Source organism: Syntrophorhabdales bacterium (assembly GCA_035541455.1).
Taxonomy (GTDB): Bacteria; Desulfobacterota; Syntrophorhabdia; order Syntrophorhabdales; family WCHB1-27; genus JADGQN01.
In genome coordinates, this window is record DATKNH010000041.1 from 1 (window position 1) to 23,695 (window position 23,695).

General features: G+C 53.1%; 22 protein-coding genes. 2 read left to right on the forward strand and 20 right to left on the reverse strand.

Going from position 1 to position 23,695, the window contains the following annotated elements; genetic code table 11:
• The first annotated feature begins 315 nt into the window (after nucleotides 1-315).
• Both VMT71_04460 and VMT71_04465 read left to right on the forward strand, forming a co-directional pair.
• The gene (locus VMT71_04460) at nucleotides 316-1,977 is read left to right on the forward strand and encodes an FAD-binding protein (GenBank protein ID HVN23197.1); all 1,662 of its coding nucleotides are present in this window, start codon (nucleotides 316-318) and stop codon (nucleotides 1,975-1,977) included.
• Nucleotides 1,978-2,529: 552 nt separating this feature from the next.
• Nucleotides 2,530-3,168: a bifunctional precorrin-2 dehydrogenase/sirohydrochlorin ferrochelatase gene (locus tag VMT71_04465; protein HVN23198.1), complete on the forward strand. Its 639-nt coding sequence runs from the start codon at nucleotides 2,530-2,532 to the stop codon at nucleotides 3,166-3,168.
• Nucleotides 3,169-3,283: 115 nt separating this feature from the next.
• Here VMT71_04465 and VMT71_04470 read toward each other — a convergent pair whose 3' ends face one another.
• From VMT71_04470 to VMT71_04565, 20 genes are all read right to left on the reverse strand, one after another.
• Nucleotides 3,284-4,288, reverse strand: coding sequence for an amidohydrolase family protein (locus VMT71_04470; GenBank protein ID HVN23199.1), 1,005 nt, complete (start codon nucleotides 4,286-4,288; stop codon nucleotides 3,284-3,286).
• A gap of 67 nt (nucleotides 4,289-4,355) precedes the next feature.
• The gene (locus VMT71_04475; GenBank protein ID HVN23200.1) at nucleotides 4,356-6,302 is read right to left on the reverse strand and encodes a TRAP transporter permease; all 1,947 of its coding nucleotides are present in this window, start codon (nucleotides 6,300-6,302) and stop codon (nucleotides 4,356-4,358) included.
• Nucleotides 6,303-6,316: 14 nt separating this feature from the next.
• Nucleotides 6,317-7,297, reverse strand: coding sequence for a TAXI family TRAP transporter solute-binding subunit (locus VMT71_04480; GenBank protein HVN23201.1), 981 nt, complete (start codon nucleotides 7,295-7,297; stop codon nucleotides 6,317-6,319).
• A 16-nt stretch (nucleotides 7,298-7,313) separates the two neighbouring features.
• A complete protein-coding gene (locus VMT71_04485; GenBank protein HVN23202.1) occupies nucleotides 7,314-8,291 on the reverse strand; it encodes a TAXI family TRAP transporter solute-binding subunit in 978 nt (325 codons plus the stop codon).
• A 76-nt stretch (nucleotides 8,292-8,367) separates the two neighbouring features.
• Nucleotides 8,368-9,159: an FCD domain-containing protein gene (locus VMT71_04490; protein ID HVN23203.1), complete on the reverse strand. Its 792-nt coding sequence runs from the start codon at nucleotides 9,157-9,159 to the stop codon at nucleotides 8,368-8,370.
• Nucleotides 9,160-9,168: 9 nt separating this feature from the next.
• Nucleotides 9,169-9,375, reverse strand: a complete 207-nt coding sequence (locus VMT71_04495) for a ferredoxin family protein (protein ID HVN23204.1) — start codon at nucleotides 9,373-9,375, stop codon at nucleotides 9,169-9,171.
• A gap of 293 nt (nucleotides 9,376-9,668) precedes the next feature.
• Entirely contained in the window at nucleotides 9,669-11,363 is a 1,695-nt protein-coding gene (locus VMT71_04500; protein ID HVN23205.1) for an FAD-binding protein, read from the reverse strand.
• A 130-nt stretch (nucleotides 11,364-11,493) separates the two neighbouring features.
• A complete protein-coding gene (locus VMT71_04505; protein HVN23206.1) occupies nucleotides 11,494-11,763 on the reverse strand; it encodes a TIGR04076 family protein in 270 nt (89 codons plus the stop codon).
• Between the two features lie 71 nt (nucleotides 11,764-11,834).
• Nucleotides 11,835-12,986: an NrfD/PsrC family molybdoenzyme membrane anchor subunit gene (gene nrfD, locus VMT71_04510; GenBank protein ID HVN23207.1), complete on the reverse strand. Its 1,152-nt coding sequence runs from the start codon at nucleotides 12,984-12,986 to the stop codon at nucleotides 11,835-11,837.
• A 48-nt stretch (nucleotides 12,987-13,034) separates the two neighbouring features.
• Nucleotides 13,035-13,796, reverse strand: a complete 762-nt coding sequence (locus tag VMT71_04515) for a 4Fe-4S dicluster domain-containing protein (protein ID HVN23208.1) — start codon at nucleotides 13,794-13,796, stop codon at nucleotides 13,035-13,037.
• Nucleotides 13,793-14,137, reverse strand: a complete 345-nt coding sequence (gene dsrJ, locus VMT71_04520) for a sulfate reduction electron transfer complex DsrMKJOP subunit DsrJ (GenBank protein ID HVN23209.1) — start codon at nucleotides 14,135-14,137, stop codon at nucleotides 13,793-13,795. Before dsrJ ends, VMT71_04515 begins: the two co-directional genes overlap by 4 nt.
• Nucleotides 14,138-14,334: 197 nt before the next feature.
• Complete coding sequence (locus VMT71_04525) at nucleotides 14,335-15,972, reverse strand: (Fe-S)-binding protein (protein ID HVN23210.1); 1,638 nt, start codon at nucleotides 15,970-15,972, stop codon at nucleotides 14,335-14,337.
• A 142-nt stretch (nucleotides 15,973-16,114) separates the two neighbouring features.
• Entirely contained in the window at nucleotides 16,115-17,110 is a 996-nt protein-coding gene (gene dsrM / locus VMT71_04530) for a sulfate reduction electron transfer complex DsrMKJOP subunit DsrM (protein ID HVN23211.1), read from the reverse strand.
• A 139-nt stretch (nucleotides 17,111-17,249) separates the two neighbouring features.
• Nucleotides 17,250-17,744: an RsbRD N-terminal domain-containing protein gene (locus tag VMT71_04535; GenBank protein HVN23212.1), complete on the reverse strand. Its 495-nt coding sequence runs from the start codon at nucleotides 17,742-17,744 to the stop codon at nucleotides 17,250-17,252.
• Nucleotides 17,745-17,868: 124 nt separating this feature from the next.
• A complete protein-coding gene (locus VMT71_04540; protein ID HVN23213.1) occupies nucleotides 17,869-19,053 on the reverse strand; it encodes an FAD/NAD(P)-binding oxidoreductase in 1,185 nt (394 codons plus the stop codon).
• Nucleotides 19,050-20,648 carry a (Fe-S)-binding protein gene (locus tag VMT71_04545; GenBank protein ID HVN23214.1) on the reverse strand — a complete coding sequence of 533 codons (1,599 nt, stop codon included), beginning with the start codon at nucleotides 20,646-20,648 and terminating at the stop codon, nucleotides 19,050-19,052. Before VMT71_04545 ends, VMT71_04540 begins: the two co-directional genes overlap by 4 nt.
• A 4-nt stretch (nucleotides 20,649-20,652) precedes the next feature.
• Entirely contained in the window at nucleotides 20,653-21,558 is a 906-nt protein-coding gene (locus tag VMT71_04550; GenBank protein ID HVN23215.1) for a respiratory nitrate reductase subunit gamma, read from the reverse strand.
• 65 nt (nucleotides 21,559-21,623) lie between these two features.
• Nucleotides 21,624-21,941 carry a TusE/DsrC/DsvC family sulfur relay protein gene (locus tag VMT71_04555; protein HVN23216.1) on the reverse strand — a complete coding sequence of 106 codons (318 nt, stop codon included), beginning with the start codon at nucleotides 21,939-21,941 and terminating at the stop codon, nucleotides 21,624-21,626.
• A 93-nt stretch (nucleotides 21,942-22,034) separates the two neighbouring features.
• On the reverse strand, nucleotides 22,035-22,193 hold the full coding sequence (locus tag VMT71_04560; protein ID HVN23217.1) for a hypothetical protein: 159 nt from the start codon (nucleotides 22,191-22,193) through the stop codon (nucleotides 22,035-22,037).
• Entirely contained in the window at nucleotides 22,159-23,643 is a 1,485-nt protein-coding gene (locus VMT71_04565; GenBank protein ID HVN23218.1) for a cobyrinate a,c-diamide synthase, read from the reverse strand. The genes VMT71_04560 and VMT71_04565 overlap by 35 nt, the downstream gene beginning before the upstream one ends.
• Nucleotides 23,644-23,695 lie beyond the last annotated feature (52 nt).

A 23,695-nucleotide genomic window follows, 5' to 3' on the forward strand; every position in this document is an offset into this window, starting at 1 on the left:
CCAGCTCGGGAGCTTGAACGTCAGACCGGCAATGAAGACGATAATGATAATGAAACCGATCCAGACGGACATCCAATCATCTTTTTTCCACAACGTCGTCCAATCAATGCCCTGCTTGTCGGCCATGTTCAACCTCCTCGCGCGATATTATTAGACCGGTCACCACCAGAAACCTCGTTCCTCATTGTACAAAATTAAGTACCCTAGTTACAAAAGGTTGTCAAGAAAAATGGTTGTAGCAGCCATTGTACACACCTCTCGCTGGAGCACGTTTCGCTTGACAACCCAGAGCTGCTCCGATTAGTATGGTTTGTCATGGGTAAGATCGAATTCAAAGAGCGCCACATCGAGACGGACGTGCTCTGCATCGGCGGCGGGATAGCGGGACTTATGGGGGCCATACGCGCGGCCGATGGTGGCGCGGAGGTGATCGTTGCGGAGAAGTCGAATGTGCTCTACAGCGGCTCCGGCGGCATGGGCAACGATCATTTCATGTGCTACATCCCGGAGGTCCACGGTCCCGACATCGAACCCATACTCGCCGACTTTCAGCGAGGTCAGCAGGGGGGCTTGAGGCCGCGCACTTTCATCCGGACCTGGTTCGAGAGATCGTACGAAGTTGTCAAGCTGTGGGATCAATGGGGCATTCCCATGAAGTACAACGGCGCGTACGAGTTTGCAGGCCACGGATTCCCCGGCGACGTGCTCACCCATCTCCATTACGCCGGCAAGGAGCAGAAGAAGATTCTGACAAGAGAGGCCGAAAAACGTGGCGCCAAGATTCTTAACAGGATCATGTGCTTCGAGTTGCTACGTTCACATGGGCTGATCGGCGGCGCTGTAGGGGTCAACACACGCGAGGACGAGGTTATTGTCGTAAAGGCAAAGGCGGTTATTATGAGCACCGGTTCTGTGATGCGCCTTTACCCGGCCTCGACGCCTGCGAGAATGTTCAATACGCGCCTCTCTCCCACGTCGGTGGGAGACGGCAGAGCCATGGCCTACAGGGCGGGGGCAGAGCTGGCGAGCATAGAAGTACCGATGCTCAGGTGCGGCCCCAAATATATGGCGAAAGCCGGTAAAGCCACGTGGGCAGGTGTCCTGAGAGATCCAGCGGGCAGACCGGTGGGGCCCTTTGTTGATAAGCCCAACAACAAATACGGTGACCCCGTGGTCGATGTGTACCAGGATATATTTATCGATTACAAGAAGTCCGGCAGGGGACCGATCTACATGGATTGCAACGGGCTTTCAGACGAAGGCCTGGAGTACATGCTCTATTGGCTCAGGCATGAGGCCAATGCGCCGCTGCTCAATAACCTGGATGAGGAAGGGATTGATATCAGGAAGAACCCGGTGGAGTTCACTACGTATGAGTACGAACTATTCCCGAGAGGCGGCATTCTTTACAATGAACGGGCGGAAGCTTCCTTACCAGGGCTGTACGCTGCGGGCGACGAGTTTTTCGGTGGTATCTCCGGCGCAGCGGTCTTTGGATGGATCGCAGGAGAGAGCGCAGCAACCTACATAAAAGGGCGCGGACACATAGGGGATGATGCCATAGGGTCGTCCGTTGATGGAATGAAGGGCCTTGTCAGCTCGCTGAGACAGAGACGGGACGGGCCTGATTGGCAGGAAGCAAACACGTTACTTCAGCAGCTCATGTGGGATTATGCAGGACCGGTGCGCTCCGCAACCTTCCTTGAGGCGGGATATCGTGCGTTGCTGAAGCTACGACAGAAGGCCTACGGGAGCATGATGGCCTGTAACCCTCACGAGCTGACCCGCGCTCTGGAGGTGCTTAACCTCATCGAAATCGGAGAGCTTACGTTCCTGGCGGCGAGCGAGCGAAAGGAGACGCGGGGGAAACATAACAGGGTGGACTATCCCTTCACCAATCCGCTCCTCGAAAAACTGCTGGTCGTGAAGAAGGTGGACGGCAAACCTGTGATGGAATGGAGAACCATACGGAAGTGAAAGCGGTAAGAAGGACGATTCCAATATCTAATATCGAATATCGAAATCCTAAACAATATCCAAACTCCAAAATTCCAGATCACGCCGCCGGGGCTGAAGCATCTCTTTTTTGGAATAGTTGGTATTGTTTAGGATTTAGACACTAGATATTGGGATTCGGGGTAAAGATATGCCGCCTGTGATCAACAAAGATAAATGCAAACATTGCGGCAAATGCGCCGATGCCTGTCCGAGCGATGTTTTCTACGGGTCGGTCATAGGTGAAATCCCTGCGGTCACCTATAAAGATGAGTGCTGGCACTGCAATGCGTGCGTTGAGGCCTGTCCGCACGAAGGCGCGATCAGATTGCGCATACCTCTTCCACTCACAATAATGTATCAGGACAAAACAAATTCTAAATCCTGATTTCGAAATTCCAAACAAGAGCGAATGACCAAAATTTCAGGTGCAACCGGGCCCGTTCCCCAGTTTGGGATATTTGATATTTGAAATTGTTTAGGATTTAGATATTAGATATTGGAATTTGCGGTAAGCACCAGGAGAGCGTGCGCTTGAAGGCGAGTCCCTACTACCCCCTCTTTCTTGACCTTAGCGGAAGCTGCTGCGTCGTCATCGGCGGCGGCCCTGTTGCGGAGCGGAAAGTACGGGCGCTGCTCACATGTGGAGCGAACGTACGGGTTGTCAGCCCGAGCGCGTGCACGGGGCTCCGTGCACTAGGGGAAATGAAGAAAATCAAGCTTAAGGTGAGGGCCTACCAACCAGCCGACCTCGAAGGCGCGACGCTCGCTTTTGCTGCCACGAACGATGAAGCCACAAATAAGCGGGTAAGCCGGGACGCCAAGGATAAGAGAATACCGGTCAATGTAGCGGATAGTCCTGATCTTTGCGATTTTATAGTGCCTGCTGTCGTGAGGCGCGACCCCATCCTGGTAGCAATTTCTACGTCCGGGATGCTACCCATGCTTGCGCGCAGGCTCAGGCAGGAGATCGAGAGACAGCTTCCGAAGGACCTTGCGCGCTATGTTACAAAGGTGGGCAGGCTACGCAAGCTCCTGATAGAGAGGGTAGGGGATCGCAAGACGCGGCAGAAAATTCTCAAGGAAATAGGTAATGCCAGTATTTCCGAAATCGCAGGCATGTCAATGAGAGAGCTACGCGCCCGCTTCTTGGAAGCAAATTCGAAATCCTGATATCGAAATCCTAAACAAATCCCGGGCACCCGTTTGCGGGTGATCAAGCGTTCAAAGCAGGAAGAAGGAGTCTCAAACTCGAAACTCGCAACGTGCGACTCGTAACGTTTTTTTCTCACACTCCCTTCAGCTTGAACAGCTTTGCTGCGTTTTTCCAGAATATCTTCTCAACGTCGTCTTTGGGCAGTTTTAGTGCTTTGACAAATTTGGCGACTCTTTCCGGTCCCCCGATCGGATGGGCGTAGTCGGTTCCGATGAGAAGGCGATCGACGCCCATGTAGTCGATGCAACATTTCATCGCGGGCAGGTGGAAAGAGATCGTATCGACCCAGACATTCTTCTTGTAGTACTCGGAGGGCGGCTTTGAAAGTGAATAGCCAAAATCCTTCTGGTACGTGTTGAAACAGTCGTCGATTCTGCCCACCATATACGGAAAGACTCCGCCGAGATGCGCATGGATGACTTTTAATTTCGGGAATCGCTCTATGACACCTTCGAAGATGAGGCCGGTAACTGCCATGGTCGTGTCGAGGATAAAGCCGTAAAGGGGCAAAGGCATACGAGCTTTTTTCATTGCGTCTGTGGTTAGCGGCGGCGCAGGATGCACGAAGAAGGGGAGGTCGAGGCTTGCCGCTGCCTCGTAAATGGGCAGGAATTCTTTCGAGTAAATTGGCTTGCCTGCAAGGTTGGAGAAGATAGTGACGCCTTTTACCCCGAGTTCCCGGTAAGCCCTGTCCAGTTCTTTTACTGATGCCTTGACATCCTGATAGGGCAGTGTGGCGAGCGCAAAGAAACGGCCTTTGTATTTCCTGCATGCCTCGGCTAGGTAATCGTTTATTTTTTTTGCCCACATGACGCCATCGGCTCTCGGAAACAGCTCCACGCCCGGTGTGGTCAAACTCACCATCTGGACATCGATGCCGTAGCTGTCCATGTCTTTGATGCGCGGCTCCCAATCATAATGGCCCGGCTTTGAGACTGTCGCAAGGCGCATTCCCTGATGGGAAAAAATAAAATTGGTTGGACCGGTGCGCTTCATGGTCGGGGAGCCTTTCCTCCCTTCGAGATAGTCCATCCAGGGCTTGGGGTAGAGATGGTTGTGCACGTCTATTATCTTCATGCTATGTCTCCTTACTCCTCGTAGTAGTTTCTCTGTACGTGAAGACCCAGAGAAACGAAATGGGATGCTAAGCGGCCGCCGCTCTCTTCTTTGCCTTGTTCGCCTTTATTGCGGGAATCTGCCATGAGGTCAGCAGGGCGATCAGGGCGTACCCGATAATATCAGTGATCCAGTGCGGATACACGAGGAAGAAGCCCGCTATCATATAAAGTGTTCTCTCGCTCCAGGAGAGTGGGCGGAACAGATAACCGTGGAACATGATCGCCATGCAGGCGAGGCCGATGAACGCAGACAGAACGGGTCCGATGATGGACAGAGGCGGTCCCATCAGGAGAAGCTGATTCGAGTAAATGTAGAGGTACGGTACCAGAAAAGATGGCAAAGAATAGAGGAACGTCAGGTTGGTGGTTTTGACCGGGTCTGTCTCAGCAATCCCTGCAGCCGCAAAAGAAGTGGGTGCCACGGGTGGGCTGATGTTTCCCAGAGCGCCGAAGAAGAAGCAGAAAAGATGGGCAGCCATAGGTGTGACACCTGCCTTGACGAGTGCCGGTGCAGCCAGTACTGCAAGGATCAAATAGCAGGTAACCGGCGGGAGCGGAAGCCCGAGGATGAGGGATGCGATCATGGTCAGGAAGAGCAGAAGGAACATACTGCCTCCTGAAACCTGGACGAGGATATCGGAAAAACGCATGCCCAACCCGGCCATGCTGATGGTACCGGTAATAAGGCCTGCCGAGGCGCAGCACGCGGCAACGATGAGCGCCCCTTTGGCACCGCGTTCCAGCGCATTTACGGTTTTCTTCGCACCCATCCTTGTTTCGCGACGAAGCCAGCTTGCAGCCAGGCATGTGACGATGGCGAAGAAGCCGGCCTTTTGCGTGGAGATTCCCAGCCACGCAACGCAGTAGATGAGAACAGCAATAGGAAGGAGCATGTACCCGCGGTTGAAAAGCGCCTGCCTGAAACTCGGCAATTCAGATTTTGGTAGTCCAACCAGGCCGTACTTGGCAGCCTGCAGTTCCACGATCATGTACACCGAAACATAAAACAAAAGTCCCGGGATGAGCGCAGCTTTGCACACGTCCCAATACGTGCCTCCGATCATCTCGGGTATGATGAAGGCTGTTGCACCCATGACAGGAGGAACGAGCATACCGCCTGTGGACGCAAGAGCTTCAACGGACGCGGCTACAATCGGCCGGTACCCCACCCGTTTCATAAGCGGGATGGTGAGCACGCCGACCGCGGTGACATTGGCCACCTGGCTCCCCGTCATCATGCCGAAGCCGCAGCTTGTTACCACCGCAGCCTTCGCCGGTCCGCCGCGATACTTACCGAACACGGAAAGACCCATGTCTATGAAGAAATTACCGGCACCCGATATCAGCAGAAAAGAGCCGAAGATGATAAAGACTATGATGACGGTCGAAGAAACGCCCAACGGTAATCCGAGAATGCCTTCGGTACTGAAGAACATGAAGTTGACAACCTGATCAAAGGTGAAGCCTGTATGCGCGATATACGACGGGAGGTACGTGCCGAAGCCCAGGTAGGCGAATCCTATCAGGGCCATGATCACAATAGACCACCCTATTGTCCGTCGCGTTGCTTCCAACACCAGGAGAATGCCTAATGTGCTGCACAGGTTGTCCATGAAGTTCGGCATGCCCGTACGAAAGCTGAGCGCTTCCCACTCGATGAAGACATAGACGCCGATAAAAAAGGAGCAGAGGACAAGAATTATGTCCAGCACCGTCAGCGTGCGAAATTCATCCGAGATCTTCGCTTCCTGTGATTCGTCCTCTTTTGTCTTGAAAGGAAACATCAAGAATATAAGTGCAAGCGCGAAGGAGAGATGAATGCTGCGCTGCTGGACGCCGGGCATAGGGCGAACACCCGCTGTCCACATGTGGAACAGGGCCATCGCCACCGCTATCACGAAAATCATGTAACGGCGGCTTGTCCAAGGTTTCGTCTGCTTGGGGGCTATACCAACCTGCTTCGGATCACTCATTGCTTCTCCTGTTTCTATTTTTTTAGTATTCCGACTTCCCTGTAGTATTTCTCCGCGCCCGGATGAAGAGGCACCGGGATACCCTTCAGTGCGTTTTCGAGGGTCATATCCTTTGCGGACGTATGTATTGCGTAATAATCGGCCTTGTGGTCAAAAAGGTTTTTCAAGAGCGCGTAGACGTACTCGGTGCTCATACCGGAATGCGCCCAGAGTGCGGTTGCGAAGCCATAAATGGGCGTGTCCTGTTCGAGGCCCCTGTACGATTTGGCTTTGACGACTGTCTTGTAATAGTACGGGTGTTCCGCAACTACCTTGTCGAGAATCTTCTCATCCACCGGAACGATCCTTGCGTTCTGGCGTGCGGCAAGCTCGCTGTAAGAGGCTATAGGGTAGCCTCCGCCCACGAAGCCACCGTCGAGGCTCCCATCCTGCAAGCCTTCCACCACTTCCTTGTAATTATAGAAGTAGGGTTTGAAATCCTGCTTCCTTATGCCGAACTGTTCGAGAAAAAGCATGGCGCTGTTAGCCACAGTACTGCCCGGACCTCCAATGCCTATGCGCTTGCCTTTGACGTCGTAAAATGACTTGATCCCGGATGATGCCAGCGTGATCAGATACTGATCAGACGCATTGATGAAGACAATAGCCCTCAACGTAGTGAAAGGTTTTCCTGTGTACTCCGCCTCGCCCTTATAAGCCTTCCAGCCGTCAGGCGTTCCGAATACTGCGAGCGCAGGTTTCTTCATTGCCTCGCGTTGCATCATGCGCCTCACCATCTCCATCGTCCCGGTGGCCGCCTCGTGCACTACCTGAGTATCCTGCGTATATTTGTTCGTAACCGTGACGATGCCCGCGCCGAGCACGTAGGCGGTGCCTCCCGCCGGAGGCGTGTAGAGGGGTATAAGCTCGGCTGCTGCTCTGCCGGCGGACGGCATGCTACATACTGTCAGCACACAGGCGAAATAGACCATGATCAAGCTGTTGCGCCATTTCATAACAACGCCTCCTAGCTCACTTTTTGAGCCACCCTTGTTCCTTGAAATATTTCTCAGCCCCCGGATGAAGAGGAACAGTAATACCTTTGGTCGCTGTTTCAGGCTGCATGTCTTTAGTTGCCACGTGGATCTGGTAGTAGTCCTGCCGGTGATCGAAGAGATTTTTTACAATTTTATAGACGGTGTCGTTGCTCACACCTGCGTGTGTCCAGACCGCAGTTGCAAAACCGAGGATCGGTGTGTCTTTGTCAAGACCCTTGTAGGAACCAGCCTTAACGACCGTGGCGTAGTAATAGGCGTGCTCGGTAGTGATCTTCTTAAGCATCTTATCTTCAACAGGAACGATTCTCACAGCGTTCCGTGACGCCAGTTCACTGTATGATGCGATTGGGTAGCCGCCCGCAAGAAAGCCTCCGTCGAGGCTCCCGTCCTGAAAACCTTCCACTGTCTCCTTGTAGGTGAAGTAGTAAGGTTTGAAATCCTTTTTCTGAACTCCGTGCTGTTCCAGGAGGAAATGAGCGGTGTTGGCCACGGTGCTTCCAGGGCCGCCCATGGCAATGCGTTTACCTTTCGCATCGGCATAGGATTTGATAGGGGAATTCGCAGGGACGACGAAGTAAAGGTCTGTGCCCATGTTAAAGACAACGCCCCGTATGGTGGTGAAAGGCTTGCCTGCGTATTCTCCTTCGCCCTTGTAGGCGCGCCACGCATCGACGGCGCCGAATATACCGAAGACATCCTTTTTCTGGCTCTCCTTTTGCATCATGCGCCGCACGATATCCATGGTGCCTGATGCTGCCTCATGCACCAGCTTCAGGTCAGTGAGGTACTTGTTGGTCACCGTCACGATGCCCGCACCGGTTATGTAGGCGCCGCCTCCGGCCGGCGGCGTGATGAACGAGATCAACTCTTGAGCCTGCGCCGGGCCGGGAAAAGGAATGGTTACTGCTGCGAGCATACATAGAATGCCCAGGACAAATCTTACCCTCTTCATGATTCTGCCTCCTGAATAAGTACTGTGCTCTGGCTCGACTGTTAGATCCAAGCCTCTGACAATCGGTATCATTGGTTCAGCCACTTTCAGCACCCCTTTTGGTACCGTCGGCAAGTTCCTTAAAACGGTCCCCTATCCCCAAAAGATGTGTTTCCAGCACCACCAGTGCCTTCTTTCGGTTGTGCTTCAGCAGGGCGTCGATAATTTGTTCGTGAGCATTGATGGTTCTTGATGTCAGTTCCGGGTCTGCGTCGAGAATACTGCGGAAATGGGCGACCACTGTCATGATTGATTCGACGAGAATGATGAACAGATGATTCTTTGAGGCCCTCGCAAGCAGCTTATGGAATTGCGTGTTCTCCTCGTACGCCTGCGTGCCGCTGTCCATTCTTGCTCTGGCCTGTGAGACGTTCTCCCTGAGGGCTTCTATATCCGCTTGATCCGGTTTATTTTCCATGAGGCTTTCCAGCACCATTTTTTCGATTGCGAGGCGGGCAAGGGTCAGTTCATCAATCGTAATACGTCCCATCTGGAATGCGTCGAGAAAGGAATTACTGATCGTGTTCAAAATGGTGTCCACGACAACAGGTCCGCCGACGCCACCTTTCTGCATACGGATAAAACCTGAAAGTTCAAGCAGCCGCAGCGCTTCGCGGATTGTCTGGCGGCCCACCTTGAAGCGGCTTGCCAGATCGGTCTCCGACGGCAGCCTGTCGCCTGGTTTCAGAACGCCTTTGAATATGAGGCGCTTGATTTCGCCGGAGACCTCGTCGAAAGCCCTTTTCTGCTTGATAGGCTGGAAGACGTTTGCTGCCTGTCCTGCTTCCTGCAGGCCTGCCATCCGGCCTGCTTCGCGCTCATGGTTCACCCGCGCCTCCTACACGTAGAGCATCTCAGGTCCGAACTTGATTGTTATCGCTTTAACCGGGCAATCGAGCCGGCAGGAGCCGCAGTGCCAGCACTCATCCGGATACTTGACAATCGGCGTCTTCGTTTTCTTGTTGAACAGGATGACATCCAGAGGGCAGTGTAAATCACACGTGCCACAGCCTTTGCACTTTTTTAGATCAATCACAGGTGGCATATTCCCTCCTAAGCGCAATTCATCTTCAAGCCCGATGTCAATTCGTCTTCAGGCGTATACCTTCGTTGCCCTTCGGCCTGTTCTGCATCGACGTACCACCAGGTACGCCTTCGCAGCCCACACCTCGGAGCGCCTCGGTCTCCATCCTGAATACGAATTGACATAGCCATGCAAAATTCCTTAATTCTTCTTACTTCGCTGGCAGGAGCGCCTCGGCCCCATCTTGAAGCCAAATCGGCACATCGAACAGCTTTCCGAGCGAAGCTCGCTCCGATCGCGTCAAAAAAAGTTCCTCATTTTCCCGGCATAGTGTCATAGTCAAGCTTCTTGAGCCAGGTCTTTATCTCATTGCCGCTTTTCTGCACAATGATCTGGCCGTCGAACGCAGGATTGGTTTCAGGATAATCGGTCCGGTGATGGTACACGTTGAATCTCGTCTCCTTGCGGGCGAGAGAAGCATGACACATCATCTTGCCGACCTGCAGGATCTGGTATCCTTCCGAGATACGCATCAATTCGTGGTAACCCTGCGCGCGTATCTCGCCGTAATGTTTTTCCAGTTGCTCCAGTTTATCGAGCGCTACCTTCAGCGTATGCTCGTTTCTTGCCGGACCTGCATACAGCCAGAGCATCTTGCGCATGGCGTCCTCAAACTTCCGATGCGAAAGGGCGCCGGAGCCGCATAGCGGCGCAAATGTCCTCTGCTTCAACTCTTTGATCTGGGACATATCTAAAGGTTTACTCTTCAGCTCGCGGGAATATTCGGCAGCTACTTTGCCGGAGAGATAACCGCCGGTGGTGCAGATATGCGTGCACCGCATCTGGTCGGCACAGTCTCCGGCCGCGAACAACCCCGGAAGCGTTGACTTGGTTTCTTCGTCTATCATGATGCCGCTTGAGCAGATTTCTGAAGGCCCGCCCTGCATGCCTTCAGACGCCATGAGCTCCAGCATGTCTTTTCTCAGGTTTATTCCTTTCTGTTCTATAAAATCGGGCAGTGTATCCTTGTCGTATCCGAGGGTTTTGTACAAATGCGTCATATCCTTATCCGGCAGGTGGCGGCAGTCGACATATATCGGCCCTCTTCCTTCTGAAATCTCCTTCATTACGCCTTCGACCAGCTTCGATCGTGGAGCCCTGTTCCCCAGCGCGTGGTACCTGAGCATGAACTCCTCGCCTGTAGCATTAACGATCTTGCCTCCCATGCCTGTCAAGGCGTTGAGGCCGGCTGCGCTGAAACCTCTTGGGACCAGCGTTATTCTGACTATTTCCATATTGGCGAGTTGGGCGCCTGCTTCAAAGGCCATCATCTGGGCAGCACCGGTATTCGCCGGGCATTGCCATGTGTTGAAAGGCATCCCTGTGGGGTTTTCGAATATCCGGTTTGTGTTCCCGGTAGCAAGAATGATCGATTTGGCCTTGATGATGTAGAAGGTGCCTGTTCTGATATTGAAGCCGACTGCGCCGACCACTTGATCTTCGCTGGTGAGAAGCCCTGCGATAGCGCATTTCTCCAGCGTCCTGCAACCGAGGCGTCTCGCCTCTCTGGCGAGCAGGGGTTTCAGATGCTTGCCGTTGAAATTGATCATGTAGGGGCCCGGCAGGCCGAAGGAGGTCGTTCTGTAGTACGTGCCGTCCTGCTGTTTGAGTGTGCAGCCTATGCGGTCCATGCGCTCGACGGCTGCATCCAGTTCCCGGCAGAAGACGGCGTTCTGTACGCTCAAGTTGACCGCTCCGCGCGCCACTCTGCCCGCCCATTCCAGATACGCTTCCCTGGTGTCCCAGGAATCGGTCCCCAGATACGCCATGAAGTGGTCCACTCCGCCTGCTATGGCTCCACAGCGGTTTATGGAACTCTTGTCGGCAATGAGAACCCTCGCTCCCTTCTCGGCAGCACCTATCGCGGCATTGTTGCCAGCGAGTCCTCCGCCGACCACGAGCACATCGGTCCCGATGACCTCACCAAAATATTCAATTGTCTTTGCCATTAATTCCCCCCAGAAAGCTCCGTACTACGCCCGTAGCCCGACGGACGGTGCTAATGTCAGACAATCATACTACATACTGGACCGGCAGAAGAAGTCAAGAAAAAAAGCTGTTATCTCGGGGTTGGAAAAGCTACTTTACACGCGATACTTTCAGGGTCAGGAGATTGTAACTATCCGGGCAATTGAAGAGAGTCTCATCAGTGCCCCACGGATAGGACCCTTGGAACTGCATCACGTTAAGGGTGGGAAAGAGCGCATGATAAAGCCAGCCGCACATACCGGCCGTATCCCAGCAGTTGACATCAAACGTATCGCCGACTTTGTGTCCCGCATTGCAGGTGCCCTTCAGTCCCACCACTTCGGCCCTTAGTTTGATTCCTAATCCCGGGTCTTTAGCCATCGCTTCCTCCTTATTTTCAGATTCTGTCTTCCGCTTCCCGCGTCCGAGCGCGGAGCGCGGTCGTCCATCATCTATTTTTCGCTCCGCACTCCCACAACGACCTTATACAGCACACTGATGACGAGGAAGCCGCATGCCCAGATGCCGGCAGTGATCAATGTCTCGGGTAGTGTGGGCACATAGGTCGTGATCTCGCCCAGAGGAGAAGGAATAAATCCAGGTACTATCAGACCGAGACCCTTGTCAATCCATATGGCCACAAAGGCGGCGAGACATGAGACAAAGAGTATGGGCTCTCTCTTTCTCGTCGCAGGGTTGAGAAGCAGGATAAATGCTATACCGATCAGCGTCAGTGAACTCCATGTCCACGGCACCAGGCTGGAGTGGCCGGACAAGCCGAAGAGCAGATACTCGAAATGCTCTTTATGCTCCGGCACGCTGCTGTAGAAGACGGTAAACAGCTCAACCAACAGGAAGAAGATTGTGATCGCGAGAGCATAGGTAGCGATCTGTGCCACTTTCTGGACGGCTTCCTTTCCGGCGTCAAGACCGGAAAATCTTTTAAGGATCAGGCTGATCATGATGAGAAGTGCAGGCCCTGATGCGAACGCTGAGGCGAGGAAACGGGGCGCAAGAAGGGCGGTCAGCCAGAATGGCCGTGCTCCGAGACCCGAGTAGATGAACGCGGTGACCGTGTGAATACTTATTGCCCAGGGGATAGAGACATACACCAGGGGCTTGGCCCATCGAACAGGTGGTTCCCCTTTGTGTTCTGCGTCCAGTGATGCCCAGCCGATCAGCAGATTAAGGAACAGGTATCCATTAAGCACGATCATGTCCCAGAAAAGGAGAGATCTTGGCGAAGGATAGAGGAGTACATTCAACACACGGGCAGGCTGGCCCAGGTCCACAAAGATAAAGAGGACTGACATTATCACAGCGCCCACGGCGAGGAATTCGCCAAGCACAGTCATCTTTCCGAATTCCCTGGTGTGATGGAGATAGTAAGGCAGTACGACCATCACCGCTGACGCAGCAACACCCACGAAGAAGGTGAAGTTGGCGATGTAGAGACCCCACGAGACGTTCCTGCTGAGGCCTGTCACTGAAAGCCCGAGGTTCCATTGGTGGAGATATGAGAGAAAACCGACTCCGATGACCACAAGGAGGAATGCCAACCAACTCCAGTAACTGCGGCTTCCAGAAAACGCCTTCTCAATCATACAAACAGACTCCAGACCTCAGACATCAAACCTTAAACCTTAAACGCCTTACATAAGATAGTAAACATTGGGTCCTGTACCCAGGGAAGGTTTCCTCTGGAGCACGAATCGTCCTTCGAGGAGTCTCCTGATCTCTGCTGCAGGATTGTTAAGATCACCGAAGTGAAGGCCTTTGTCCTTACACGCCTCGACGCACGCCGGTATCTGTCCCTTGGCAAGCCTTTCCTCGCAGAAATTGCACTTCTCCACCACTCCTCTGGTCCTCGTGGGAAAAGACTCGTTTATTGCCTGAATCGCGGGACGCGGATCCGACCAGTTGAAGCTGCGCGCACCATAGGGGCAGGCTGCCATGCAGTACCGGCACCCGATACACCGGTGGTAGTCCATCATGACAATCCCATCCTCTTCCCTCTTGAAGGTGGCCTTCGTCGGGCAAACAGACACGCAGGGAGGGTTATCGCAGTGGTTGCAGAGAACGAGCACGGGTCTGCGCTTGATATCGTCCCTGGTAAACGGCCGCACCTGTTCCTGGAAGACTTCCGCAAACGGCGCATTCCATATCCATTTGATCTCCCGCTTTGGATCCTGGAATGAGGGCACGTTGTGAATGCGGTGGCACGCCGCGATACACTCAGCCCGGTCTTTATCATCCACGGATGCATGAAGATCCACAAGCATTGCCCATCTCTTCTTTGCGGATGCAGCCGAGGGCGCAGTCGGAGCAGAGAGCAGGGCGTATGCAGGCCTAAGCGTGAACCCGGCAATCACCAGCCCCCCGATTCTTAAAAAGCTTCTCCTGTTGAGGCTCACTTGCGCGCCTCCTTAGGGAAGTTGTGACAGTCCCAGCAATAGGGCTGAACGTTCATGTAGTCGTGGCAACGGTCGCAGAACTTCGCCTTGTTGGAATGGCACTGGGTTAGACACGTATTTGTGAGGCTCATCGCGTATTCTTTTCCGGCCGAGGATACGTATGTTCTTCTGCCGTCCCTTACAACCGTTTCTTTCCAGGCATTCAACAGATCCACGTGGCTGGTGCGCATGTACTGAGTCGATTCCACGCACTCTTTCTGACCGCCGGGCGGCAACTCCAGTTTCGGCGCTCCCTCTGCGTTCCTGTTAAGCCAACCATACCAGATCGGCAGAGTGCCCACTCAGAGGAAGATTAGAATGATTCCAAATACCAGTTTCTTGTTATACATCAGACGTTAAAGTCCGAATCTCTAATGTCGAAATCCTAAATAGTTTCAAATATCGAATATTCAAAACATAAGACGTAGACCAACAATGGCGCTGTTTTGAACCTTTGACTTCGACATCGTTTAGGATTTCGATATTAGGATTTAGAATTTTACTCCCTCCCTTGCTCATGACTCTCTGGTGCCGGTTGGTCCGTCTGTGCCAGCGGCTCGCCTCTCAAGTCGTTCGTGCGGGTTTCGCCTTTCATCACCAGTGCGTTGCCGACAAGTTCATGCACCCCGCATACTTCCACACCTGGCACCCAGTATTCGAAGAGTGGCGGAAGCGAAGCCTTATCAATAGCGCAGAGACATGCGACCATATTTACGCCATGCCGTTCCTTGACGTGCTTCACGGCGTTGGCTCGTGGAAAGCCTCCCCTCAGTCTCATCTCCATGTTTTCATCGGCTCCGAGCCCTGCACCGCTCCCGCAGCAGAAAGTCTTTTCCTTGATGGTATTTTCGGGCATGTCGTAGAAGTGGTTGCAGACGTTCTGCAGAATGTACCTCGGCTCAACATAGAGCCCTATGGCACGCGCCGGGTTGCAGGAGTCATGGAAGGTTACCCTCCAGCGGTCATTGCGTGAGGGATCGAGTTTCAGCTTCTTATTCTTTATGAGGTCAGACGTGAATTCAGTGATGTGCACCATCTTGGTCGAGCGGGCGTGCTCGAACCTTGTGCCCGTGATGGGCGAGACCGGCTCTTCAAGAAAATTTGCAGGGCCATTGAACGTGTCCATATACTGATGGATGACGCGCCACATGTGGCCACATTCCCCGCCCAGGATCCACTTGACGCCAAGCCTGCGTGCCTCCGCGTAAATTTTGTGGTTGAGGCGTTTGGCTAATTCCGACGAATGAAAGAGACCAAAGTTACCACCCTCCGAAGCATAGGTGCTCCATGTGTAATCGAGCCCGATCTCGTGGAAGAGCATCAGGTATCCGAGGAAGGTATGCCAGTGGGGGCTTGCGAAATAATCGGCAGAGGGCGCGACGAAAAGTATCTCTGCCCCTTTCTTGTTTATAGGCACATCGATCGAAGTACCCGTAAGATCCTTGAGCTCGTCCACGGCAAATTCGAAGGTCTGTTTGAAGGCATGCGGTGGAATGCCGAGGTGGTTTCCGGTTCTGAAAGAGTTCGAAGCAGGTTCCACGACCCATTGAATGTTGCAGCCGACAAGGTTGAGAAGCTCCCTGGCGAACATGGTGATCTCGCACGTATCTATACCGTAAGGGCAATAGACGGAACAGCGGCGGCACTCGGAGCACTGGAAGAAATAATAGAACCACTCTTTCAGCACGTCTTCTGTCAGATCCCGTGCGCCCGCCAGGCGGCCGAAGATCTTGCCCGCCACGGTAAAATAGCGCCTGTAGACCGACCGAAGTAGTTCGGCTCTGAGAACGGGCATGTTCTTCGGATCTCCTGAGCCGAGGAAATAGTGGCACTTATCAGCACAGGCACCGCAGCGGACACAGATGTCAAGGAAGAGCTTGAACGAACGGTGGCGTTTCAACAGCCGCTCCATGCCCCCCAGAATAATCTCCCTCCAGTTATCCGGAAGCTTCCAGTCAGCGTCTGACGGATTCCACTCTCTCTGGTTGGGCAGATCGAGATACTTCTGGTGTTTAAGGGGAGCCGCGTAACTGTAAGTACCTTTCTTGAAAGATGCGGACGCCAGGAGCCAGTCGCGGTCCGCGGGCTGGTAGTCTATATTGAGCATCTCTTCCGGTTTCAGTTTTTCTTCAGCCACACCGACCTCGCTAAATCCGAATGTCGAATATCGAAATCCCAAACAAATCCAAATATCCAAATTGGATAAACAAATGTCTGATTGGATGGTTGGGAGGTTTGGTATCGTTTAGAATTTAGGAATTCAGACTTAGGATTTGCTCTCATTGCTTCTCCACCGGCAATCCTGCTTCTTTCATCGCTGCGCCGAATTCATCCTCGTACTCTTGGTACGTGTGTACTTTGACCGGGTAAGCCCACGGGTTTACGTGCCGACGGCTGCGGCTGTTATTCTGCAGATTTCTTGTCGGACTCAAAAAAACACCTGGCGCGTGCATTAGTTTGCTGAAGGGAAAGAAAGCTGCGAGGACGCTGACCAGGAACAGATGAATGTAAAAGGCGAGTCCCAAGTTTTGCGGAACTGCGGGGCGAAGACTGACCAAGCCCAGAATCAGCTCCTTTGTCTTTTCTGCGTCTATCTTGAAAAAGTGGCGCATGAGCACACCGGAGAGCACCACAGCAATAATGAGCAGAAGCGCAAAATAGTCGGATGGCAGCGAAATCAGCCGCACCTGTGGGTAGGTAATTCTTCGAAAGAAGAGGTACGTGAGAGCGAGGAGAATCGCTGCATCCGTCAGGTAGAATGTCGGTAGACCCACATAAAATAGACCGTCAAGACTTTGCAGCAGAGCGATGCCCGGCAGCACAGGCTCGGTAAAGAATCGCAGGTGCCGGAAAAGGATGATGAGAAGCGACCAGTGGAAGAGCATTCCGCCCGCCCATAGAAAGCGGTTGGAGCTGTATATCAGTTTTTGTGGAGTCTTCAGTTCAGTTCTGTCGTTTCTGAAAAGACTCCTGAAGAAAAGCACTTCGAGGGCCATTCTCGCGAACACTTCCCCACTGCTCTGCGGGCTCTCCAGGTTGTTCGCCTTTATCCATGGCAGAGATTTCTGTTGTCCGCAGACTGTGGGGATATGGAAGGGGACAGGGGATTGGGCCCATTTCGCGACCCGGTAGATGAAGCCAACCACAAACATGACGCATGCGACGTATGGTACCACTGCGCCAAAGAGTGTAGTCAGTCCCGCCATGCCCACGCCGATCCAGGGTATGGCGACGAGGATCAGCACAGCGAGGAGCGCAACGCACATTCCATTCATGATTTCCGCATCAAATCCTAATATCGAATATCTAAACTCTAAACAAATTCTGATATCAAATGTTCCAAATGGACAGATATCTCACGTGGAGATTCGGTCATTTGCTATTGTTTCGGATTTAGACATTAAAATTTAGGATTTAATCTTTCTCCTTCCCCATCGCCTGCACTACTCTTAATAATCGGTCTTTTTCTGCGCGGGCTTCTCCAACTTTTATGTCCGCAATTTGTTCACGACACGTCATGTAGAGATCAAATGCAGTGAGCGCCAGCTCGTCAATGCGTGATTCCATTTTCGATAAGGTGCTTGTGAAGTCAGGATCTGCCACGGCATCGCCGCATTCCTCCCGGATTGCCCGTTTCAGATCGATGACGAACCTGACCGCTTCCGAGGGCTTGAAGTCCTGGACTGCCCTGATGCGAACGATGGCATCGAGTGAATGGCTCATTTCTTTTGTCTCGCGGCCTGCGATAAGGCCATCGAATAGGTTCTCCAGTTCCCGTCGAATTGTTGACCCGACCGGGTTGGCAAAAGGATCCTGCCGGTCCCTCAATAAAGGTATAGAGTCCTGAGCGTAGGTAGCGAAGACAAGGTCCAGCCATCGACCAAGGATTCCGTCTTTCTTTCTTGTCAACAGTTCCTGCAACATTGTCATCGATCTGGCCTGTGACCTTTCACACATCGTCCCCTGAGGCAGCCCTGTGCCTCGCGAACTCGTAACTCGTAACAGCGCAGAAGGCGCCGGAACTCGCAACAGCTCAGCTAAAGAACTTTCCCTTCAGAATGAAATTCCAGTACAGGCGCTTTAAAAGGCTGGTCTGCCACAACCAGTAAAGACGGGACTCCTTGATGGCCGATATGCTCTGAGCGTAATCGAATTCTGCAAAAAAAAGACTACCAAAGCCTGTATGGAGTGGTACCACCGTATTACCGTCATAGACGGCTGTGCCTTCTCCCCCATTGATACGCTCTTTGATGCGCCTTGCGATCACTGCTGCCTGCCTTCGAGCCGCGGAGAACGTTTTTGCCGTAGGGTAATTTCCAGCATCGCCGATCGCATACACATTGTCGAAGTCCCTGTGGCGTAACGTGCTCTTGTCGCAGGTAACCCAACCGACGGGGTCCGCGAGTCCTTCGGAGTTCTGGATAATGTCAGCGCCTGAATGAGGGGGAATAATGGAAAGAAGATCGAAACCGATCTTTTCACCAAGGAAGTCCTCGCAAGACCCTTTTTTTGCATCGATTCTTGTTGGGGTGAACTCGATCTTCACTTCGATGCCACGTTCCCCGAGGAGCCGCTCCACATACCCGGCATAGGGTTCAATGCTGGGTGGCACCGAAGAATCGGGTGTGGTCAGGATGAAGCGGCACTTGTCACGGATTCCCCTGCGTCTCATCTCCGCTTCAGCTAGCAGGATGAAGCTTACAGGGGTTGCGGCGCACCTGATAGGCATCTCGCAGATGCATGAGACGATAGTACCACCTTCAAACCTCTTAAGGGCATCGCGTAGCTTCAAAGCAGATTCAAGAAAGTAGAAGCTGAAAACATTCCTTCCGTTTTTCAGACCTTCCTTCAGGGCTTCAGGTTCATCAGTTGTCAGCTTCGCACCCGTGGCAATGATCACATAATCAAAGGGAATAGTTCCGGATCGTGCGGTACTCACCGTGCCCTGAAGGTTTATTTTTCGGGCCTCGTCCGTAACGAGTGTTATCCCTCTGACAAGAAGGTCCTTTATGTCCCTGCTCAAATCTTCCTGTCTGTCGATGTCAAAGAGAAGCGTAAGGAGGCCGGGGTGATAAAAGTGTTTGCTGTTCTTCTCTATAAGGACAATTGCAGCACCCTCGCTCCCGATCTGCTTTCTGAGCCGGTTCGCGGCCATGATGCCGGCTGACCCGCCGCCGACAATCACGACCTGCTTCTTTTTCTCACCAGGCCTTATCAAAGCTGCTCCCAGGTAAGGAAGGGTTTTTGCAGATCAACCATAGCATTTACGATCAGTTCTACGAGCCCACCGTAGAAAATGCCGCTCTTCCGGGTTGCGCCATAAAACTCGAACATATCCCTCATGAGTCCTTTGCAGTTGGAACAGGGAGCGCAGACATACTTGTTTTGGGCAGGTTCGGAAACGTCAGCAAACGCTTCGAGGATCTGTTTCATCTTCATTCTTGCTGAAACGGAATTGCGCCAGTCAGGAAAATTCATTGACTGCATTATAGCAAAACCACTGCCGCCGCCACAGCAATAATTATCCACACCGTGGGGCTCCATTTCTCTGAATTGGGGGCAGATGGCCCTTAGAATTTTTCTCTGTGGCTCCACGATGCCCATAAGGCGCACCATGTTGCACGGGTCGTGCAGGGTCACGGGAAAGTCGTTGCGTTTCGGGTCCAGCTTTATCTTTCCGCTCAGGACGAGATGTTCCAAAAGCGGTAATGCACTCTCTCTCGGGATATTAAGCTCTCCAGTCAAGACCCGATCTGCGATCACGAGGATTGCCTTGTGCGCGTGTCCGCATTCGCCCACGCAAATTTTCTTGACCTTGAGAGTGCGCGCCGCTTCTGCATGATGCACTGCTACCCGTGCCGCCTGGACATCGTCATACCATATGCCATAGTTGACTGCGTCGTAGCCGGCGATTTGACTCGAAAGCGTCCAGTCGATGCCGGCGGCATCAAAGAGGATTGCGAAGGCCTGGGGATTCTCGGGCCATGCCATAAACTCCCCCGCGTTGTGCACCAGCAGCACTTCTGCACCTTCTTTGTCCACGGGTATTTTTATTTTCCTGCCCGTCTTTTCCTCTATGTCGTCTTCCATGAAGGCGATGATGTTTGCAAGGGCTTTCGGCGTTATACCTGTGCTGGAACCCACCTTGAGCTGTTGGACCGTTCCCTGTTCGTGAAGTTCCCGGGCTGCGATCCCCATTTCCTGGCTGAAGAGTTTTCTGATTTCCCGGCTGATGAGCGCATTGTCGATACCCAAAGGACAGACCTGCGCGCATCGCCTGCAAAGGCTGCACCGGTACGCAAGTTCAGCCAGGCGTGCGAGAAGCGTAAAATTGAGCTCGATGTTGCTTGCCGTCAGCCTTGCGAGCAGGCTGTTTTCTTTTTTTAAGTACTTGTTGATGATGCGGCGGAGCACCTCGGGGCGAAAGGTCGGCCGGTAGATCTCCTGTTTTCCGCTCGACAGGTACGCAGGGCAGGAGTCGTTGCAGAGCTGGCATTTCACGCAATAATCGAGTGAATGGAGGAGCGGCTGGATAAAGGTCCAGTTGTTTTCCTTCGATAGCAATTTTTTGAGGCCTGACAGAAATTTAGCGACGAACTCCTCTTCCTCCTGAGCGTTGGCGGGTTTCGTCACGCCCAGGCCGACAATGCCGTCGAGGGAAGCTTCGTAGCGCTGGCGTTGCTCTTCGGTAAGCTCTTTGAGGGGACGCGGCTCGTCGTAGGGCGGCGGCAAGGGCAAGAGATCGGATGGTTCCAGTGTCACGAGCTGTTGGGCAGGCCTGGATAAATCTTCTATCTTCATCTTTCGTTTCATGAACTCAGTTCTTCACCTGGTCGGCCCAGGATTGTCCACCTTTGATGTGAGGGGCTGCCCAGGTGACCTTCTGGCTCATCTGTTGCTGCAGTTCCCTTTCCAGCCGACTTCCCTGGAGATTCGGCTCATCATCCCACCGTATGAGGAAGAAAGCAAAAAGTCTGGTGATGTAATGCATCGACCGCGTAAAGGGCAGATAGATGAGGAACAGGTCAAAGAGCACGATGTGCAGTTCAGCGCCCGGGGCCACTGTGATGGGCCGCAAGGTGATCAGTCCCATCCAGAATTCCCTGTACTCGGAAAAAGTGGGGTCGACAAAATACCATGCGTAGAGTCCACTCAGGAACACCAACAGACAGAAGAAATAGGTGAAATAATTTTGTGGAGTGGCGTAAAGCCGAAGATCTTCATCACTGAACCTTTTGATGAAAATTCCAATGCTGCCAAGAAGACCGCTTACAAAACTGACAACCCCCATGAGGAGCAGAACGTAATAGAAAAGCCTTCCGGCTAAAAAAGAAGATTCCCCAGAGATCGGCAGCCCTAGAAGCGTGGCTGCAGCCGCGAAAAAAGTGAGGATGTGAAAACCGATGATCAGGATAAAGCCTACGTGCCATGGGTAGAGCGCCAGCCAGTAACTCTTGTGGCGCTTAAAGTATTCGCTCATCGAGAAGTATTCTTGAAGAAGGAAGAGGATGCTGCGCAAACGGCTTTTACTGCGGGTGCCATTGATCCAGTCGATTTCCTCGAAATAGGACCCCCCGTACCTGTATCGCTCTTCATGCAGGACCGGATAAAGCTCCCAGCGCAGGTGGCGGGGTAGACGCAACCACTTTACCATCTTCGACGTATACATCGCGATGATAAAGATGTAGCCGATATAGGTCATTACGGCAAGAAATACTGCCACGTGCTCCCCCTGTTAAACCTGACCAAGTTATGTTCAGCGAGGCTTGTGTGAGCCTTACTACTCTTCTATACGCAACCCGTCGGTTTCGGCAGCCCTGCGACTTTGCATGCCCCTTTCGCCGGTCCGCCCGGGAAGAGTTCGTAAATCTTTTTGAGGTCGAGGCCGGTCTGTTTCACAAGCATACGGACCGGTGGGGCGATCTCAAACTTGAGATAGTAGTCCCTGAGGTAATTAACCAGCTTCCAGTGGTCTTCGCCCATCGGATAAGCATTTTCCGCTTTAGCCAGGTCTTCTGCCACTTCCTTATTCCACTTCCCCGGCTCCTGAATGAAGCCGTCCTCATCGATTTCGATTTCCTGTCCACCTAGTGTGGCCTTTGCCATTGTACAGCCCTCCTATTTCTATTCTCTGTTCTATTTTTTGTCGTCGGAAGTGCCGGCGTTAGAGTTCACACCTTTCTTCATTGTATCTGCCATTCAACTTTTGCCGCTGTCCTTGATGAAGCTTGCCGGCTGTTCATCAAACTGTTTCTTGCAGGCCTTGCTGTCAAAGTAATAGGTGATCTCGCTCACCGTGCTCGTGCCTCGCGCCTTCTTCTCTTCAACCTCTACCTTGCAGACCGGACAAATTGCCATAGCTACCCTCCTTCGCCTCCTTTTTCTCAACCTTACTTCGAGTCTTACCCTGTGCCTTGTATTTTCTTGCGAGAGCAGCAAAAGCCGGTGCCCAGCCCGGTGTGCCAAGCGCATGGAGATGCGCGTAGGAAGCCAGCAGGTTCTTGTATGCGAACCCGTCAACGCGACCGTCAATGCCGTGGCCACGCACAACCTTGTAGCACCAGTTTGCCTTCTGAAGCGCATCTTCGTTGCTGCTATGGTGCTCTGCTGCGATGAATCGTGAGTGGTGGAATTCGTGGCCGCGCAGCACCGTCCCTTGCGCAAACCAGTGATTGTCAGCAGCAACCTCCAGCTCCATATATCCGTGCCCTTGAGGCCGGTTCGAGATCTCAACCTCCCCCGGTATCTTTCCGACCATCTCGTAGCGCTTTCCCTGCCAACGTATGGCCCGGGTGAGATACATCAGCCCGCCGCACTCGGCATACGTCGGAAGACCGCTCTCTATCTGTCGGCCTATGTCCCGGCGAAGCTCCTTGTTCTCCTCCAGCTCGGCGGCATAGAGCTCCGGGAAGCCGCCACCGATATAAAGCCCGTGAATCTGCGGAAGCACTCTGTCCGAAAAAGCGTCGATCCGCACGATGTCTGCCCCGGCATTGTGCAGTGCTTCAATGTTTTCTGGATAATAAAAGCTGAAAGCCCGGTCGGCTATGACCCCTATCCTGCACGTGGGTTTTGCTGGCGGAGTACCGGGGACTTCGGGAATCAAATGATCCGGCGCCCGCTCTGCCAGCTCGATGATTGCCTCCAGGTCGAGATGTGGTGCAACCTTGTCGCAGACAGCAGACACAATTGATTCGGCCTGTGCCTTCTCGCTCGATGGAATGAGGCCGAGGTGCCGCTCCGCAATAGAAAGTGCCGGATTCCTGGGAACTGCGCCCAAGACAGGAATATTGCAGTGGGATTCCACAGCGTCTTTGAGTTTTTCTACGTGACGACTTCCGGATACCCTGTTCAGGATCACTCCAGCCAGATCCGTCCCCGACTCGAAATGCTGGAAACCGGATACGAGTGCTGCGATGCTGCGTGTCATTCTTTCTGCATTGACCACCAGGATCACAGGCGCACGCAGTAGGCGTGCGAGCCATGCCACGCTTCCTTCACCGTCGGCTGCAGGTGAATCAAAAAGACCCATGGCTCCTTCGACGATTGCGATGTCGGCTCCGCGTGATCTCCGGGCAAACGATGTAAGCAACGCGTCTTCAGGCATGAGAAAATTGTCGAGGTTGAAACACTCATTCCCGCTGGCAAGGCGAAGCCATGACGGATCGATATAATCGGGGCCTTTTTTGAATGACTGAACAGCCAGCCCTCGGTTCTTTAGCATCCTCGCCAGAGCGATAGCCACCGTGGTCTTCCCGGACCTTCCCTGCGGGGCCGCAATCACAAGGCGGGGAGGCAGCCGCCTCATTAAGGAGCTATCTGATCGTTTGTCAGTCCTTTTTCTTTCTGTAGCCACTCAA